This window comes from Paenibacillus nasutitermitis (assembly GCF_014641075.1).
GTDB lineage: Bacteria > Bacillota > Bacilli > Paenibacillales > Paenibacillaceae > Paenibacillus_Z > Paenibacillus_Z nasutitermitis.
On record NZ_BMHP01000002.1, the window covers coordinates 1335817 to 1352943 of the forward strand.

The 17127-nt window shown below is 45.4% G+C and carries 14 protein-coding genes; 2 read left to right on the plus strand and 12 right to left on the minus strand.

Features of this window, described 5'->3' with window-relative positions; genetic code table 11:
- Positions 1 to 155 precede the first annotated feature (155 nt).
- The 12 genes from IEY46_RS16310 to IEY46_RS16365 form a co-directional block, all read right to left on the minus strand.
- The gene (locus IEY46_RS16310) at positions 156 to 1181 is read right to left on the minus strand and encodes a zinc-dependent alcohol dehydrogenase (RefSeq protein WP_188993023.1); all 1026 of its coding nucleotides are present in this window, start codon (positions 1179 to 1181) and stop codon (positions 156 to 158) included.
- 38 nt (positions 1182 to 1219) lie between these two features.
- Positions 1220 to 3892, minus strand: coding sequence for a hypothetical protein (locus IEY46_RS16315; protein ID WP_188993024.1), 2673 nt, complete (start codon positions 3890 to 3892; stop codon positions 1220 to 1222).
- 16 nt (positions 3893 to 3908) lie between these two features.
- A complete protein-coding gene (locus tag IEY46_RS16320; RefSeq protein WP_188993025.1) occupies positions 3909 to 4904 on the minus strand; it encodes a Gfo/Idh/MocA family protein in 996 nt (331 codons plus the stop codon).
- A gap of 56 nt (positions 4905 to 4960) precedes the next feature.
- On the minus strand, positions 4961 to 5698 hold the full coding sequence (locus tag IEY46_RS16325; protein ID WP_188993026.1) for an MBL fold metallo-hydrolase: 738 nt from the start codon (positions 5696 to 5698) through the stop codon (positions 4961 to 4963).
- Between the two features lie 39 nt (positions 5699 to 5737).
- Positions 5738 to 6124, minus strand: a complete 387-nt coding sequence (locus tag IEY46_RS16330; protein ID WP_188993027.1) for a RidA family protein — start codon at positions 6122 to 6124, stop codon at positions 5738 to 5740.
- 43 nt (positions 6125 to 6167) lie between these two features.
- Positions 6168 to 7337 carry a M20 family metallopeptidase gene (locus IEY46_RS16335; RefSeq protein WP_188993028.1) on the minus strand — a complete coding sequence of 390 codons (1170 nt, stop codon included), beginning with the start codon at positions 7335 to 7337 and terminating at the stop codon, positions 6168 to 6170.
- Between the two features lie 2 nt (positions 7338 to 7339).
- The gene (locus tag IEY46_RS16340; RefSeq protein ID WP_188993029.1) at positions 7340 to 8476 is read right to left on the minus strand and encodes an aminotransferase class V-fold PLP-dependent enzyme; all 1137 of its coding nucleotides are present in this window, start codon (positions 8474 to 8476) and stop codon (positions 7340 to 7342) included.
- A 63-nt stretch (positions 8477 to 8539) separates the two neighbouring features.
- On the minus strand, positions 8540 to 10666 hold the full coding sequence (locus IEY46_RS16345; RefSeq protein WP_188993030.1) for an alpha-amylase family protein: 2127 nt from the start codon (positions 10664 to 10666) through the stop codon (positions 8540 to 8542).
- A 26-nt stretch (positions 10667 to 10692) separates the two neighbouring features.
- Positions 10693 to 11310: a carbohydrate ABC transporter permease gene (locus IEY46_RS16350; RefSeq protein ID WP_308422805.1), complete on the minus strand. Its 618-nt coding sequence runs from the start codon at positions 11308 to 11310 to the stop codon at positions 10693 to 10695.
- Positions 11311 to 11589: 279 nt separating this feature from the next.
- Entirely contained in the window at positions 11590 to 12486 is an 897-nt protein-coding gene (locus IEY46_RS16355) for an ABC transporter permease (protein ID WP_188993032.1), read from the minus strand.
- 112 nt (positions 12487 to 12598) lie between these two features.
- The gene (locus tag IEY46_RS16360; protein WP_188993033.1) at positions 12599 to 14257 is read right to left on the minus strand and encodes an extracellular solute-binding protein; all 1659 of its coding nucleotides are present in this window, start codon (positions 14255 to 14257) and stop codon (positions 12599 to 12601) included.
- Between the two features lie 617 nt (positions 14258 to 14874).
- Positions 14875 to 15570 (minus strand): GntR family transcriptional regulator, encoded by a 696-nt coding sequence (locus tag IEY46_RS16365; protein ID WP_188993034.1) that lies wholly within the window; start codon positions 15568 to 15570, stop codon positions 14875 to 14877.
- A 493-nt stretch (positions 15571 to 16063) separates the two neighbouring features.
- On the opposite strand from IEY46_RS16365, the gene IEY46_RS16370 reads away from it, so the two are divergent.
- Together IEY46_RS16370 and IEY46_RS16375 are read left to right on the plus strand one after the other, a co-directional pair.
- Positions 16064 to 16219: a carbon storage regulator gene (locus tag IEY46_RS16370; RefSeq protein WP_188993035.1), complete on the plus strand. Its 156-nt coding sequence runs from the start codon at positions 16064 to 16066 to the stop codon at positions 16217 to 16219.
- 695 nt (positions 16220 to 16914) lie between these two features.
- Complete coding sequence (locus tag IEY46_RS16375; RefSeq protein WP_188993036.1) at positions 16915 to 17106, plus strand: carbon storage regulator; 192 nt, start codon at positions 16915 to 16917, stop codon at positions 17104 to 17106.
- The last annotated feature ends 21 nt before the right edge of the window (positions 17107 to 17127 follow it).

The following is a 17127-nucleotide window of genomic DNA, read 5'->3' on the forward strand; positions in this document are numbered from 1 at the left end:
GGATTGTGCTCTTTCCACTCATTGCCGCTGCAATTCCACCTGGTCCTGGTCCATAAATCCCATCGGGACTTGAACCCTAGAGATAGCGCTCAAGCTGGACGCACAAAAAAAAGGCATAGCTGGAAACTTCCCAGCTAAACCTCTTTCAAACCGTTCTATCTCGTTGGATCCAAAAATATTTTCCCATTGATAACTTTGCCTGCTACTAGATCTTGGAAAGCCGCATTGGCCTCGGTCAAGCCTCTCACTTCCGTCCAGCCCTCTTCTGTAATAACACCTTGCTCCAGCAATTGCACCGCATCGTAAAAATCCTGTCTGGTGTAGCAGAAGGAGCCTAGAATCTCGATTTCGCTACGGATTAGACGATTGATATACAGCTTCGTCTCGTCGATGCCAAGCCCAATGTTCATAAAGGTGCCCCCGGGACTCAGCAGTTCCATTCCCGATTCCCGCGTTGGCTGAAATCCCGCCGCATCGATAACGACGTCTACTCCCTTACTCCCGAATAAGGCCGTTGCATACTCCTTCAAGCTCCCGCTTATCGGATTACATGTATGATCGAATTTAATATTGCGGGCCATATGCAGACGCTCATCATTCGTATCGACAATAAGCACCTCTGATGCCCCTAGCAAACGCGCAACTTTGGCACACAGCAAACCGATACCTCCCGCACCGAATACAACAACATTAGGGAAAGAATGATGCTCCATTGCCCTGCGCGCCGCACGCAAGGAGCAGGCCAAAGGCTCGGCCAGACTTGCACGGTAAGGGTTTATGGACTCAGACACCGGAACCAGCGTGCTTTGTGGCACAACTGTATACTGTGCAAATCCTCCTGGGCGATGAATGCCTACAATTTGCCGTTTGGCACAAAGCTGAGTCAATCCCTTCAAGCAGCTTAAGCACTCGCCGCAAAATAATAAAGGATTAACAACGACCTTTTGCCCAACCGAATATTGGTTTGCACCAGTACCGTTTTGTTCAACTCGTCCACAAATCTCGTGCCCCATTATTAGCGGCGGTACTCTTAAGCTGTTATGACCGAGATATCCTTCAATTTCCGAGCCGCAAATACCTACGCCCAGTACCCGAATCAAAACCTCGTCAGCTTGCGGCTGCGGTACTTCGTGCCGCTCTGCGTTCATTGTTTCAGGGGCATTCCATACAATCACGTTCATACTAATCTCCTCCCCAAACTTTCTTCAATACTACTCCCTTATGTTTGCATCTGAGACGGGTTTACTTCACTCTTAAGCTGCTCGAGCACATACTGGCAGTTCACTACCTTCTCCTGCAAATCCTGGATCGTATAATAATAGTGATTGGATGCCTCGAAGCCGATGCGCGAATCTTGCTTTACAAGGGTATACAACGCTAACGCATTTTCTAATTCTTTTTGAGCGATATCGGCAAGGGAGTTTCCAAGCTTGTTTTTCTTTTCCCTGTCGGTTGTGATCAGATAGCGTTTTCTATTTTTTACGAATAAAATTTGCATATAAGTGCTGTAGAAATGAATATAAGCAGCGCTCGCTATCCGATACAGGTCGTCGAAATCCGCCTTGCTGCTGGCTGTAATGTGCTTACGCGCCTTCTCTAGCAGCTTTAGTCCTTTTGCCCATCCGCTTGATAGCTTTTTGAACTGATTGGCAAATACCGATTCCGAATATTTTGCGCGCCATCTATCAAGATCATCGTAAGGGATGCCTACCATCGTAGCTTTATAATGAGTAGGCTCCATATAAAGCAGATTTGCCGGCCCCATATTTTGAGGAGCCAAATAAAGCACCGCAACATCAAACGGAAATTGTTGAAACGCTTCGCTGAACGCAAGCGATGCCAGCGCGATCATCTTTCCTGCCGCAGCTCCAAATTGATCCTCAAGCAATTCATCGATGCCTCTCGCCTTGCCTCCGTCCGCTGACCAATAATGCTCCGCAGCCAGTCTTAATGTCAATGAAGGATAACCGCCCAGCGTCCAGCTCAGCATTAGTCCGCTTACTCCAGATGCATTCAACCGCTTCAGATGCTCTTCAATCAATTGAAATACCGGCAAGTAAGGAACAGACGACAGCTCCCATGAATTATTGAATTGCACCTTTGCCGCCGTCTTTAATCCGTTATCCCTTGCCATTTGCCAAATGCGTGCTGTTTTTTCGCTCGGACCGACAACGGAAATGGAATAATCGATTACTTTGCCTTGAACGTTAGCAATGTTCGTTTCTTTCTCATCCTCGCTTACTGAGAGAATCGTAACATTGCTTGGAAGTTGCTTAATTGCCGATAAAATCTCATTGTCGTCCCAGCCCAAAGATTCTGTCCATGCCCATGTGTAACAAAGCACCCGGGCAGCAGGTGCTTCCAAGGCAACGGCATCTGCGACCAAATGGATGACTTCTGAAATAACGGCGCTCGGACTGCGCTTGCTGCAGCGTGGACAATTCGTCTTACCACCGGATGCCCTAGAGTAACAATTCGTCAAGTTCTCAGACATGGTTATCGCGAATATACCGCCAAGTCCGGGAACCTCTCTGAATAAGGCAGATACAGATTCGCTCAGAATGGCTTGAACCTCCGGCACGGATGTGCAAAGCGCGGCATAGCCTTGCTCCTCTTGCCCTTTCCAATCAGGCTTATCCTTGAAGTAGGAAAGCGGCATGGAGCGCGGTTCATTGAAATACAGATAAACGTGAATGCCGTACTTCGCCGCTTTTTTAACCAGCTTCCTTAAACCTTCAATCCTTTGTTCCCAATTGACCGACAGCTCCGGAGCCGCGCGCCAGGGTACGAGCTGATAAAGAACGCTTTGCATCCAAATGCCATTAACGCCTACTTCCGATAATCGCTCCAACTGCTCATCCGGATAAGGATCTAACTCCGTCTCGAGCAGTGGATCGCCGTATACCGCGCTATAGGAATAAATATAGCGAAGGTCGAACTTGGTGGTCCGCTCGTATTGCCCTTTCTCAAGATAAGGCAGCTCCGACTTTTTCATCGTTTGCTCGATCCACTGCAGTCCGCGTAAAACACCTTCCTCATCGGATGCCTGGATGATGATTTCATCGGTGGAAATTATTATCGTATGGCTTTCTTTCGCTCTTTGAACGGCAGAATCCACCTTAATCCGAAGAATCGGTCTATCCATAGGCGAAGCGAAAGTAGGAATTGAATCAGAAAAATGTGCAACAGACCACTCCACACCCCAAAGCCGTACATGCTTATCGGCAAATCGCTGAGCGTAGGCGTTCAAATGGCTCTCGCCCTCATTTTCACCCGCGTTCTCGTCTTTGAAAATCTGAATCGTCCAGGGCACATCCAGCCGAGTTTCGCTTGCTAACGGTAGCCTTTTTGCTGAAATCCTAGGTATCTCGGGAAGCTTGAAGCGTTCCAAATAATCAAACGGCTTCTCCTGAAAAGTGCCATCGAGCTCTTTCTGAATGGGATCGAAAGCATCCGACATGCGCTTTTTCCACTCGAGAGTAAGCTTTTTCTCCTTTGCACTTAAAGGCTTATAACGTACAGGATTTACATAAGGTTTTAAATTACCTAGCTTTACCCACAGAAAATCATCCTCTTTAAGCGTGAACTCTAACTTTTCCTCCGTCCAATCAAGCAGTTTCAATAGATGCTCGTAGGTAAGCAGATGCCAATTGGCCCGAATTATCGTGATGTAGCCCCTGGTGAGCCACTGCGCATCTGCCTCCTGAGGCACCTGCAGTCCCATTAGCAAAGCCACTTCTTCTATTTCACTTACCGTTGCTTCCAGTACAGCGGCAATGCGTTCCGTAGGCACCAGACCGTAATTTCTCCAAATGATTGCCTGCATGTGCGTTGGAAAATGAGGAAGCGGGATCGGGAGTATTTGCGGATTTGCTTCAAATTCTGGTATCATGGCTTTATTGCTCCTCTCATAAGAAAATATCTTGACCGCTCTCGGCGGATTTCACAATAGCATCAGCAATCTCAATACCGTGGACTGCGTCAGCAAAGGAAACATATTCAAAGCCTGCTCCGCTTAATACACAGTTCGCGATATAGTCCAGCTGGTCTCGCAATGCCCCGTAGGTGTGCCCATTTCGCTGATGATGAATAAAAAATTCCTTCGATAGGCTTCCCTCTTGATTCCATAGTTGCAATCCGGCATTCGATGTTTCAAAATGGGCTATACCTTCGCTGCCGCTAACCTCCACGCTGTCGAATATTTCGACTCCCGCCTTGTCTGGCGTTAACCAGTTGCTATGAAGCACTGCGAACATTCCATTCTCAAAGGTTAGGTTCGCCCATAATGATTCTGGCGCGGCGCTGCCGGAGAGATGCTGCGCAAAAGCACGAACGGATTTGACCCTGCTACCTGTATACCATACTGCCAAATCAAGATCGTGCACGGTCAATTCATATACGGTATGCGTTCTGGAATAGGTAGCGAACAAGGACTGCTGCCTGGACCGTTTAAAAAACAAGCTGGCAATTTGTCCGAGCCGTCCATTCTGAATAGCGCTTTTCAATTCTGCATAACGGGGATCAAATCGTAGCAAATGACCGGGAATAACCTGTTTGCCGCATTGCTGCGCCACGCGATACATCTCATGCGCCTCCGTAACATCTGTCGTTATCGGTTTTTCGACCAGCACATGCTTGCCGGATTGAAGCGCTAGCAGTGTCGGCCTTAAATGTCCTTTCTCGAAAGTCGCGACATTGACAAGATCGATGTCCGTTTGTTCCATTAACTGTTCATAATTGGTGTAACGCCGCACAACTCCATATTTCTCGCCCATTTCATGCAAACGATCCTCACGATTATCGCAAATTGCGGCGATTTCAACCTGAGGCAATGAACGAAAAGCTTCGAGATGACACTCCCCCCAGCTTCCTAATCCGATAACAGCTGCTTTCATTTTTCTCATAGTCAATCCTCCTGTTAGACCGATTTTTTGGTTTAGTTACGTTTCGGCTGCCAGAGCTAAAGATTAGGCGGGATGTCCAATCGGCCGAATTGAGCCTGCGCTTTACTAATATGCTTGCTGGCAGAGCTTAAGAGAAAAGGGCCGTGGCCAGGAAACATTGCATCAATCGATAACGAAGCTAACTTGTCAATAGTGGCCGCATATTTTTGAATATGGCAATCCCAGCTGTTTTGAATAAAAATTTTACCACCCGCAAACATGGCGTCTCCGACAAAAATACATGTTCGGCCGTTTATTTCCATCAAAAAACTGATATGCCCATTAGCATGACCCGGTGTTTCGACTATGCTTACACGCAGTTGACCTACCTGCAGCATATCTCCCTCTCGAACGACATCGTCAATCGGGCAGGGCGTATACATGTAATCGCGCGGATAAACTCCGCTGGCAATTGCCTGTCCTATGCTCGTTTTCTCATGGTCGGCGCTAGCGATCCAAGGCGCTGCTTCCTCAGAAGCAACGACTTTCAACCCGTAGGCTTCACGAAAGTAATTCGCACCGGCCGCATGATCACCATGCGCGTGAGTAAGGAAAAGCTGCGTTACTTGCGACATCGAAATTCCCAAAGCCTCGATCCACTTCACGATCCGGTTGGACTCGATACCCGCCCCGGCATCGATCAGGGCGAATGACTTTCCGTCTCCAACTAAATAAACATTGCAGTCCAACGTATGCGTCATTTCGAAGCCGTGCTGTCCGCTCCCTACAAGCCAAATGTTGTCATGAATTTTCACAAACAATCACCCCAATTGTGATAATTAGACTGGCATTCATTAAGGGAGATAGGCTATACACTCAATTTCAACACGCATGCCTGGCGGAAATTTCACTATTTCTACTGTGCTTCTGACGGGAGGATCGATTTCGAAAAAAGTTCCATATACTTCGTTATAGACCTGAAAATCGTCTAATTCATCTATAAATGCAGTAACTTTCACAACATGATCGAGAGAAGTGCCCGCTTCCTTCAATATCTCATTCATATATCGCAGGACCAAGCCTGTTTGCCTGGCCATGTCACCCGGATAAAGTACCTCACCCGTATCTAAGTCAAAAGGGCAAGTTCCCGCCACGTAAACCATATCTCCAAGCTTGACCGCTTGTGAATATTTACCGCTCGGCTTCGGGGCCAATGAGGTATGGATGATTTCTTTTTTCAACACCGCGCACTCCTTTGCAAAATAAATTTCTTGGAAAATATCATTAAAGTGCCTTAAGGCCAAATCGTCCAGCAAGCGATTTATAAAATTCTGCGGCAAGCTCCACCTGTTCCACGGATACCCATTCTTCCCTGGCATGAGCTTGTCGAATGGAGCCAGGGCCAAATACGATGGTTGGAACACCGGCCAGCTGCTGCAGCTTGCTTGCATCCGTTCCAAAAGGAACGCCGATGGTTTCATCATTCAATTCCAATGAACGCAAAGCTTCCCCGGCTTTCATTACAATTGACGACTTCTCCGGAGTATTCAGGGCCCAATCGGAAAGAAGCTCACTTACTTCAACCTTCTCCGCATGTTCTCCTAAGTAATCCAATAAATCGGTCGTGAATTTCTCCCTTACTCCATCAGGCGTCTCGCCCGGAATAATTCTGCGATCTACTTGAATGGCGCAGCTTTCGGGGACAATATTAATTTGGGTTCCCCCATTAATAGTCCCGACAACTACTGTCGCCTGACCGCACTTGGGATGGCTTATCCGCTCAAGCTGAGGCTCGACTTCTTCCCTAATAAACCGCAGGACATCCATCATGGTATAGATGGCATTGTCCCCCTCTTCCGGTACTGCGCTATGTGCCGCCTTCCCCTTCGTCCGAACGGCCATTCTTGAACAGCCTTTAGTTGCGGTTACGATCGACAACTCCGTAGGCTCTCCAACTACTGCGCCCGCGATCGGCGCCTGCCATTCAAGGAACTTTAAAATTCCTCGGTAGTTAGCCTCCTCATCGACGGCAGCACAAAGCACAAGATCAGCCTGTAGTTGCTCCCTATTACGTGACCAATATTCCATAGCGTACACCATGCCAGCCAGCGAGCTCTTCGTGTCGCATGCCCCTCTGCCATAAAGCCGTCCGTCGCGATAAATCGGATTAAGCGGATCTTCCATGCTGCCGAGCGAGACGGTGTCCATATGGGCTTCGAACAGCAAGGTCGAATCTGGTTTGCCGATTCGCAGCTCGGCAATAATATTATCTCTCCCATCGAGCACAGGTTGCCTGAATACGGTTAGCCCCGCTTGTTTGAGCCTTTTCTCCAAATAAGCGGCGACTCCTTCTTCCCCTTGAGCCCCTTCGCCAAAATGAGGGTTGACGCTTTGTATGCGAACGAGATCTTCCAGAATCCGCAATGCGGGATGACTTGCTTCTTTGATGTTCACGTTCACCTCTCCCCTTCGCCCTTGATTAACTGTTCAAGCTGTCCAACAAGTCGATCCACGTCCTCTTTATCGTTAAAGAAATGAATCGATACGCGGAATCTTCCATCTCCGCCCCATACAAAAATCGACTTTTCCTTCAATGCTTGAGCAATTTCTTCTCCGGACGCGCATGCAAAGCAAATATTGCCCGCTCTGCGCTCGGCAGCTCCTGGCGTCATTAATGGGTAAGGCAGCTTAGCCATTCGATCTATCAAATATTGTCCAAGCTCCAGCACATGCTTCTCTATCCGGTCAATCCCTATTTCCAGCAATAGCTTAGTAGAACTGGATAAAGCATATATCGTCGCGTAGCTCGGATATCCCTGTTCAAATCTACGTGCATCTTCCAAAAAGTCAAAGGACTGGCTTTCCGCTACGCCGAACATATTCGTTACACTCCTCCAGCCTACAGATTTGGGAGTCAAGCTAGTTACCCGCTCCGGGTTGATCCCCAAGATACCCAAACCATGAATGGACATCAACCACTTGTAGGAACTGCAAACCAAGAAGTCCGTATGGTTAATATCTACCTCCACTACGCCTAACGCTTGCGTTGCGTCAAGAAATAACAATGCGTTCGTTTCCTTCAGCTGCTCATATAAGCGGATATAATCCAATCTTGCACCTGTAATGTAGCTAACATGACTGGTCATCACTACTCTCGTTCTTTTATCTACCTGCGCCAAAATATCCTCTACGGAAATTTCCCAATTCGTATGGTTAATAACGCGTATTTCAATGCCCTCTTGCTTAAGGGCAAGCCACGGCAAAATACCAGAAGGAAATTCAAGCGTGTTGATGACGACGTTATCACCCGGCCTAAGCTGAAGCGAATTAGCGATTAAGGAAATAATTTCTGATGAATTGGATAACAAAGCAATATTCTCGGCGGATCCATTGACAAGCTGCGCCACCCGTTGTTTGCAGTTCGCTTCCTCTTGAGAATTGAGCAGTCTGCCGTCCGGACCTAATTCACGATTTGTCAAGTAGGACTCAACCGCCCATTTGGTCTCCATTAGGAGGGGACTTTCAGCGCCTGTATAAAGCCACGTTTTATCTTGTAAACCCGCAAGCAACCGTTTATCAATAATTGCATCCATATTTATACCTCTCCTGTATTAATGATGTGATTCGATCTCCTTAACCAGATTGATGATAACCATCTAGTATTCCAGCATAATCATGGCAAATGTCTCGAGCGTCGGAAGCTGAATGGAAACCATATCGTCTTGGATTGAATAAGGAACTGGCGTTTTTTGTGGCACCTGATAAATAGCTCTTGGAATCACACCTTGCAGATGAAGCTGAAAACTTATATCCCTAACCGGAATATTTGGCAGTTGATCTTGAAAATTTAACACGCGCAAAGAATAGCATCGAGCTGCCTCGTGGTGGAACCATACCGCTTCCACGCATTTTGGTGAATCACTCTCTGTTTTCAAACGTTTACCTGCCAATGCTCGAATAATATGAATAACCAGATCGCGATGGTCGTCAGATTTCATCATTTCCAATGGCCCGGCGCTGTATATGCACGTTCCTTGTCCGAACTTATGCATGACTATTGCGGGCGTACTTCCTGAGCAATCCACATCACTTGCTGCAATCTGAGGCGGATTGCTGATGGCAGATGCGAACTTAACTTTATCGGCCGGATCCACAATAGGGAGTACCTGCGATGCAATCCATTCTACCTCATGCTCTCCGCCCTTCGCATGAGCTTCAACAATGGCTTGATCGCTTGAAAGCAATAGTGGATGAGCCTTCGAATGGTGCTTGAACCAACTGCCAAACCGCTCTGCTGGCGCAGCATAAGTAACCGATTCCTTCGTCATGCCTTTGTAGGAAACTCCGAATACATCCGCGAGCCCAAAGTCCGTACGAATGTTACCCAGCTTATCGTACAATGTGCTTCTCTTACTAGCGTACAGCCCGCCGCCATCTTTCACAAAGGCACGAAAAGCCTCGATTTCTTCTTCATCAACCACAAGCAGATCCGGTAGAATGACGACAGCATATTGGGATAATTCCTTCATATTTTTTTTGGAAATGACCCCGAAGGAAATATTGGCGTTCATAAGCGACTTGGCTGCATTCATCGCAGATTGGGCAATGGGGTTGCTGTAGGGTTCTACCATAGCCGATTGGCCGCTTTGGGCGAAATCAATTTGCGATTCAAAATTCATATAGATGGCGACATCCTGCTGCATTTTGGCATGTACATCAAGAAAAGGCTCGTATGCCTCAAGCTCGCTGTAAATCTCACCCATCCGCTCATACACTTGCTCATTCAAGGTGCCCATCGGATCAATGGCATCTATGAAAAGAAACGCGCCTCCATTAGTAATAGCCGAGAATGCCTGTGCGCGAAGCAGTTCTTGCGATTTGGTCGTCGTATGATCGGTTAAATCCGGACAGCGGGAAGTCATAAATTCAAATGGCTGATTTTCGGATAATGCATACAAAGCCTTGCAAATAAACGACTGCTGCAGCGCATCTCCGTAAAAATCGCCGCTTGCATAATCAGTTTGTTTGAAAAATTCATTCGTAAAACCGTTTATCCAGCCCGTGGACCAAGAGGCGCACTGCAAGCCTACAGTCACCTCTGGCTTTATCTCCTTCATTAACTCGCGAATCTCTTCGGCAAATTCAGACAGCCAGCGCTCCCTTATTCGTTGGAATCGTACCCAAGCAGGATCAGTCCAATCGATCGTTCGTGGAATTTCCCCTCCCGTCTCAAACTTGTATCTCGCCTTGCAGCCTCCGCAATAGCATGGAGAATACGGCCAATGGATCATATCGATCCATAGTCCTTCGAACGTATATCTTTCACTTAGCTCGACAATCTGTGAAAGCATGAAAGAACGGAAGGAAGTATTGAAGCAGCAGACCCCGTATCGACCTTCCGTCCATAAATACTCCGCTGTATTCCGGCCGGCCTCTGATACAAACCTCCAATCCGGATGCTCGTCATAGGCCCATTTGCTCCAAAAATTCGAGTAAACGATAACATTCATGCCTGCTTCCTTGCATTTCGCAATGACTTCGCCGATTAAATCCTTCCCTTTCAGTCCATTGTGCATATGTCCGTCCGAAGTCGGCCAATAACTGATGCCCAGGCATGAGCTGGCCGGAATCATAACCGTATCTACACGGGCTAATTGAAGAAGAGCTGCATAGCGATCCGCATCATACCGGCTCATAAATTGCTCATCCCAATCCGGAATGTGCATATCGACTAAATTTCTGCGGTAGCTGTTCTCATACCAAGGAGTTCCTATTCGATTCATAGATCGCAATCCTCCATCCATCACCATTATTCCTTTACGCTTCCCAATGTAATTCCAGAAACAAAGTATTTTTGAAGAAACGGATACAAGCATAGCACTGGCAGCGCACCTAAAAATATTTGTGACGATTTTATCGTGCGATCGGATATTAAACGCATGTTTTTCAACTCTTGTTCGGTCATTTGAGAAAAATCCTGCTGTATGACGATCGTTTGAAGATAGCTTTGCAATGGGTAGCTATCCGGAGAGTTCATAAAGATCAAGCCGTCAAACCAAGAATTCCAGTGTGCTACTATTGTAAGCAAACTGATCGTTGCGATAGCAGGCAAAGCCAAAGGCACAAAAACGCGAAATAGCGTCGACAAATGTCCTGCACCATCGATAAAAGCGGCTTCCTCCATCTCGCGGGGAAGAGCTCTGAAGAAATTAAGCATTAAAATAATATTGAATACCGGGACCGCTCCAGGAAGAATAAGTGCCCATATCGTGCCCATAATTCCCGTCTCGCGAACGACCATGAAGAGTGGAATCAAGCCACCGCTAAACAAAATGGTTACAAAGAAAAACCAGGCATATAACGATCGCGGCTTAAATCGGTCGCTTTCTTTCGATAAAGGATACGCCGTTATCAAAGTCAGAACCATATTGACAAGTCCTCCAAGCAATACACGCTGCATCGTAATGCCCAATGAATTAAAAAACCGACCCGAGCTCATTACATACTCATAAGAACGCAAATTGAAGCCTACGGGCCAAAATTTAACCAGTCCGCCTGTCGCCGCAGCATTAGAGCTGAATGAAACCGCCAGTATGTGTATGATAGGAAGCACGCATATAATGCCTAGACCGCCAAGAACTACAAGATTGATAATAAGGAACGCTTGTCTCGATAATGTTGGTTTATAGTGCATGCCTGAGCCTCCTTAAAAAATTCTATACTTGGCAAAGCGGTAGGCCAAATAATAAGTGGTTGAAATCAAGATAAGCGAAATAACAGATTTGAAAAGACCTACGGCAGTTGCCGGCCCGAATTGAGCGGAAATTAAGCCCATGCGGTAAACGTAAGTATCGATTATGTCTCCGCTTTCGTAGACCTGTGGACTGTACAGATTGAATATTTGATCAAATCCTGCATTCAATACGTTGCCAAGGCTCAACGTTAGCAGAAGAACGATCATATACCGGATACCCGGCAGCGTAATATGCCAAGTTTGTCGAAGCCTACCAGCCCCATCCATTATAGCCGCCTCATACATGGAAGGGTTGATTCCCGTTAGCGCGGCTAAATAAACGATTGTACTGAACCCGAATTCCTTCCACACATCGGATAACACTGTAACGAACGGAAACCAGCTGTTATCGCCTAAAAAGTAAATAGGCTCGATGCCGAATATGCCTATAAACGAATTGACGATTCCAGTTGACGGTGACAAAATGTCGATCAACACGCCGCCTAAAATAACCCATGACAAGAAATGCGGCAAATAAATAAGAGTCTGGACGCTTCTTTTGAAAAAGTGCTGCCTTACCTCATTAAGCATCAGCGACACCGCAAGTGGAACAAACAATCCAGCTATGATTTTCATAATGGATATGAATAAGGTATTTATCATTACTTTCGGAAAATCGGATAAATGGAACACATACTCGAAATTTTTCCAGCCGACAAACTGAGATTCAAAGAAGCCTTTAGCCGGAATAAACTTTTGAAAAGCAATGACGATTCCAAGCATTGGACCGTAAGAATAGATGAGAACTAGAATGACCGCCGGCAGCAGCAATAGATGCAAGGGCAGATTAAAGAAAAAAGATCTTTTCATCGTAACTACTCCCTTCTGATGGACAGATCAGCAATTGCGGAAAAAAGCAACGTTTCTTCCGCAATGCTGACTATGATAGGCTAACGGCTAGCCACCGACCCTGGTCGATGCTTTACTTCGTTGCATACCACTCATTTACTTCCGCTGTTATAGCATCGCCGCCTTCTTTCTTCCACTCAGCTACAAATTTATCGAAATCGTCAATGGAAGACGCACCAATAATAATTTTGGTGAAGACCTCCAGCTCCTTTTTGTTAAGATCTGCCATACGCTCGCTCATTACCGGCAGCGGAGCCGTAATAAACTCATCATTTACGTAATCATTGCTTTGACGATATTGATCCGTAACGCCCATCGAGCCGCCCTCGCCAAAAATGACATTCCAGCCCCACTTGGACCGATCCCCTTCTAAAAATCCTTTAATGTTGGAAAATGCGCTTTGGTCATCGCCCGTTAATTCTGATGTATCTCCCGTCTCGAGCGCTTTAATAATTTTCAAATGCTGATCTGCATTTTTATAGGCACGATACGCAGCAATCTTATTCATTTGCCATATTTCATTAGTCCCGCTGCTGCCGCCATTGACAAATTGCTTGTTAATATCTAAATCTTTATTTTCGTAGAATAGCTCTACCCACATATCAAGCATATTGAACAGCACCTCAGGATGCTTAACGCCCTTCTTGACCACCCAGTAGCCTGAAACGCCTAGCGAAGCTTGTTTTTTCGGCTCTTGACCATCCGCTGAAACAAGAGGGAATGCTTTCCACTGCGCTTTCGGATCCTGATCCACACTGGATTGGAACGGGTATAAACCGGCATATGGATGCGTAATGACAACGCCAACTTTACCGCTTACGACGGTTTCAGCCATCTTCGAAAAATCTTTGGATCCAAACTCTGGATCGATTTGTTTCTTTTTAAACAATTCCTGAAGCACGGATAATGCCTGCTTCATCTCTGGCTGAATGCTGCTGTACTGCAGCTTATCTGCAGAATCTTTAATCCAAATTCTATGGTAGGCGTGATAGCTGTTGAAAAAACCCGTCAAAGTACCAAAGTCTTTGTCTACGGCCATTCCAAACGTATCAGCAGCATTGTTGCCGTCAGGATCCTTTGTTGCGAAGGCATCCATGATGGCAAGTAAATCGTTCATCGTTTTTGGCGGCTCCAGGCTTAGCTTTTCCATCCAATCCGTCCGAAGCCAGATCATCGGAGCTCCTTCCTTAGGTGCACCCGTAAATGGAATGGCCATTAGCTTGCCATCTACCGTAGCCGACATAAGCGCTTCAGGTCCGCCTTCGTTTAATATGTTTTTCGCCCGCTCAGGTGCAGATTCATAAGTAGCTGTTAAATCCTCTATCAAATCCGCTTCAAGCAGCTGCTTGAATTGGGTAGGGGATGCCTGAAAAAAGTCTGGAATATCGCCTGTTGCTATCATTAAATTTGTTTTCGTTTCCCATTGCGAGCCATCTACGGTCCAAAGCGTGTTGAATTTTACGCCGTACCGTTTTTCATATTCTCTTGTCCATGGATTGTTATCTACGGAATCGCCATTCTCGTAAGCCACGGTAGGCTTAACGGTACCTACGGTGGTCAATGTAATAGGCGGATCGAATTTACCACCTTCAGCTGCCGCGGGTCCATTGCCGGAAGGCGCAGAAGTCGGAGTGGTTTCCGGATCTTTTTTGTTATTGCTGCTACACGCTGTCACGAAAACGGTTACAATCAGAATGACAACAATAAATAAGGAGTGAGTCCTTTTAGTCATATCAATTCCTCCTAAAAAGTAATAAGCTCATTCTGGTTAACATTCAGGGGTTGATTTCTAAGTTGACTAGTAAGACAATAGAGATTAAGAGTTTTTAGCAGACTACCGCTACTTGCTCTTGCATTTCCCGGTCTGTCAGTAAGATGCTCTTTCGGAAGCGAAGGAATGACAAGTGAAATCATGAAGTGACGGCTTCGTTTTCACTTGATTTACTGACGCGACCGGGATTGTTATAAACGTTTATCGACGCCCCTCTACCTCCTTTTATACAATCTTTATTTAAATCCCTCCGCAGCTTACTTTCAGCATACCTGCCTGGAATGGTCTCCCGGTACTTGGCCATGCATCCATGTAGCTAACAGAAGTATTCAAACCACGATTAGCGAGCGGCAAGCTCTTGTTTTAAACGGTGAATTTAACTTCCACCATTACTTGTACATGCGGAAAATGTGAGGCAGCCTCACTTATATAGTTCCATGCGCACACATACGCCGGAGCAAGCAAGGTGTTCACGGCTTCCTCCGGAGTTTTGTTTTGACAGCGCATACAATTCGTTTTTAAATTTGTGCCGACGTTCTCCGAGATCAGACACTCCGTTCTTCAGAGCTTACTATCAATTAAAACCATTCTTTTTCTTTAAAGGCAGCTCCCAGTTCTCCGCTTATGGCGGCAAATTCGAAATAGGACCGTTTAATATGGGATTTCATGACCGACTCGGCATGATCAGGATCACGGCGGATAAGCGCATCAATCAATTCCCAGTGCTGGTCTATTTCTTTTTGCTTCGTTGACTGGCTTCCTAAAATTCGATTTACCAATAAAATTTGAAAGGAGATCGTTTTATACATATGAATTAGTCTTTTGTGCTTGGACAAGTAAATAATGGATTGATGAAGAAAGTGGGAATCTTGCAGTAATGAGCTGACCGAATCGTCGTTTAGCCTTACTTTCATGTTGTCATAAAAGCGGCTAAGATTCTCTACATCCTCTTCACTCGCATTTTTGACGGCAAGCCTAATAGCCAGACTCTCATAAACAGCTCTTAGTGAATAAATTTCGAATACATCCTCCATCTCCAATAGACGAACTGATGGGCCGCGATTAGGAACAATGGTCACTATGTCTTCTCCGGCAAGCAATCGGATCGCTTCTCGAACAGGTGTCTGGCTAACATTAAGCTCCTTCGCAATTTTCGTCTCGATAATCCGATCTCCTGGATTAAGCTCGCCCTCCAATATTCGCTCCTTAATAATTTCACTGATTTCTTCGCTAATATTTTGTTTTTCTATAATAAACCTTCTCGTTTCCCTCATCTTGTATAACCTCCTGGGAGATATGGCTTGTTCTCTTGATATCGTTTGTCGATTATGGATTATGGATTCTATATAATATATACAATATAAAGCATCATATAGTATTTTGGCAATAAAAATTTCAAATATTTATCACTCAACTTTCACAGAGCGAAAACCAGTTCAAGCTTATGATTCTAAAATTAAGATATAACACAAGTAGCAGTATACAGATATTTCCTCTGCACAAACAAAAAGACTGCTCATAAGAACAGTCTGAATTAATTCGATTCACCGCTTCGCCTTATAAAACCTTACCACCAATTATCTTTGTAATCTGTTTCTTTGGCATACTTTATCTCGAGCGCGAACTTAAAGTTTTCTTTGAGTTTCATGAGTGGGCTAATCTACCATGATAAAATACAAGGAGGAAGAACGCTTTGAAAAGAGGTCAGCTTGTTATTTGCGTTGCTAAATCACATCAAGATCCCTTCACAGTAAAGGAGTGAGTCTGATGCTAGTCGTTGGAAGAAAGCCCGGACAATACATAGTGATCAACGAAAAAATTATCATAAAGGTAGTTAAAAGTGATAAGGGGCACTTACGCTTGGCTATTGAAGCACCAAAAGATATCTCTATCGTTCGCGGAGAATTGCTTAATCAAGAATAAACACAAGGTTCTCGGTTTTTAATGGCTTTCGTTACCGCAGCTATTGAACGAGTCAAATAGCTGCAGTTCCCTTGCTTTTGAGATTGCTTGTACTCTCAACTTCTCCGTCAGCAATATCCAGTAATTTCCATGTATTCAAATCAATTTCCCCTCTCTCCCCAGCAGGATTATTCCCCTTTCGGCACCGGCATTACGGACTTCCAGTTCAAGGAAGTCCCATAGCGAATCCAACTCTGCCTTATCCTTGGACACAACTTCGGAAGCCTGACGAAGCGTTAAACTTTCTTTCTATCCATTGCTTCTTGTCGTTTGTATACGTGGCCGCCATTTTCAAATTGACTCCGTGATGCGTTTTCAGATACGTCCTAGTAATAACTTTTTTTAAAAAATTTCGCAGAAAGACTAAACATTTCAAATAATTTGTCGATATCTAAATTAGTCTTATATTTCATTACTCATGGACGAGTAAGATATGCATGTAGTTTCAAGGAGGAACATTTGAAACAGGTGCCTATTTTATTCGTCTTTTTGCTGTTAAAATGTCTTTTTTTTTGACAACTGAATCATTTATTAAATAATTGCGAGGCTTAGGATGAGCAAATAAGTCGCCGTCATTCTTCAGGAGGAAGAAGGGCAGTGACCTGTTTGCTCATTTTTTTATGTCAATTTAAAAAGCGGGATAAGGGGATGAGCCAATGCTCGTGTTAGGAAGAAAACCAGGAGAATTTGTGCTGATCGACAACAATATTATGGTAAAAGTTGTTAAGAGTGATAAGGGCCATTTACGCTTGGCGATTGAAGCACCGAATCATATTTCTATTGTTCGTGGAGAGTTATGGAAAGAAAACAATATAACCTTAGGAACGGCAAAAAAGGTCGAGGTCTGAGGCCTTTGCCACTTAAGGACG

Bases quoted from the DNA above. Each gene is read 5' to 3' on its own strand.
- IEY46_RS16355 (WP_188993032.1), bottom strand. From the start codon at position 12,486: ATGAAAAGATCTTTTTTCTTTAATCTGCCCTTGCATCTATTGCTGCTG.
- IEY46_RS16340 (WP_188993029.1), bottom strand. From the start codon at position 8,476: ATGGATGCAATTATTGATAAACGGTTGCTTGCGGGTTTACAAGATAAA.
- IEY46_RS16375 (WP_188993036.1), top strand. From the start codon at position 16,915: ATGCTCGTGTTAGGAAGAAAACCAGGAGAATTTGTGCTGATCGACAAC.
- IEY46_RS16310 (WP_188993023.1), bottom strand. From the start codon at position 1,181: ATGAACGTGATTGTATGGAATGCCCCTGAAACAATGAACGCAGAGCGG.
- IEY46_RS16350 (WP_308422805.1), bottom strand. From the start codon at position 11,310: ATGGTTCTGACTTTGATAACGGCGTATCCTTTATCGAAAGAAAGCGAC.
- IEY46_RS16370 (WP_188993035.1), top strand. From the start codon at position 16,064: ATGCTAGTCGTTGGAAGAAAGCCCGGACAATACATAGTGATCAACGAA.
- IEY46_RS16345 (WP_188993030.1), bottom strand. From the start codon at position 10,666: ATGAATCGAATAGGAACTCCTTGGTATGAGAACAGCTACCGCAGAAAT.
- IEY46_RS16320 (WP_188993025.1), bottom strand. From the start codon at position 4,904: ATGAGAAAAATGAAAGCAGCTGTTATCGGATTAGGAAGCTGGGGGGAG.
- IEY46_RS16360 (WP_188993033.1), bottom strand. From the start codon at position 14,257: ATGACTAAAAGGACTCACTCCTTATTTATTGTTGTCATTCTGATTGTA.
- IEY46_RS16315 (WP_188993024.1), bottom strand. From the start codon at position 3,892: ATGATACCAGAATTTGAAGCAAATCCGCAAATACTCCCGATCCCGCTT.
- IEY46_RS16365 (WP_188993034.1), bottom strand. From the start codon at position 15,570: ATGAGGGAAACGAGAAGGTTTATTATAGAAAAACAAAATATTAGCGAA.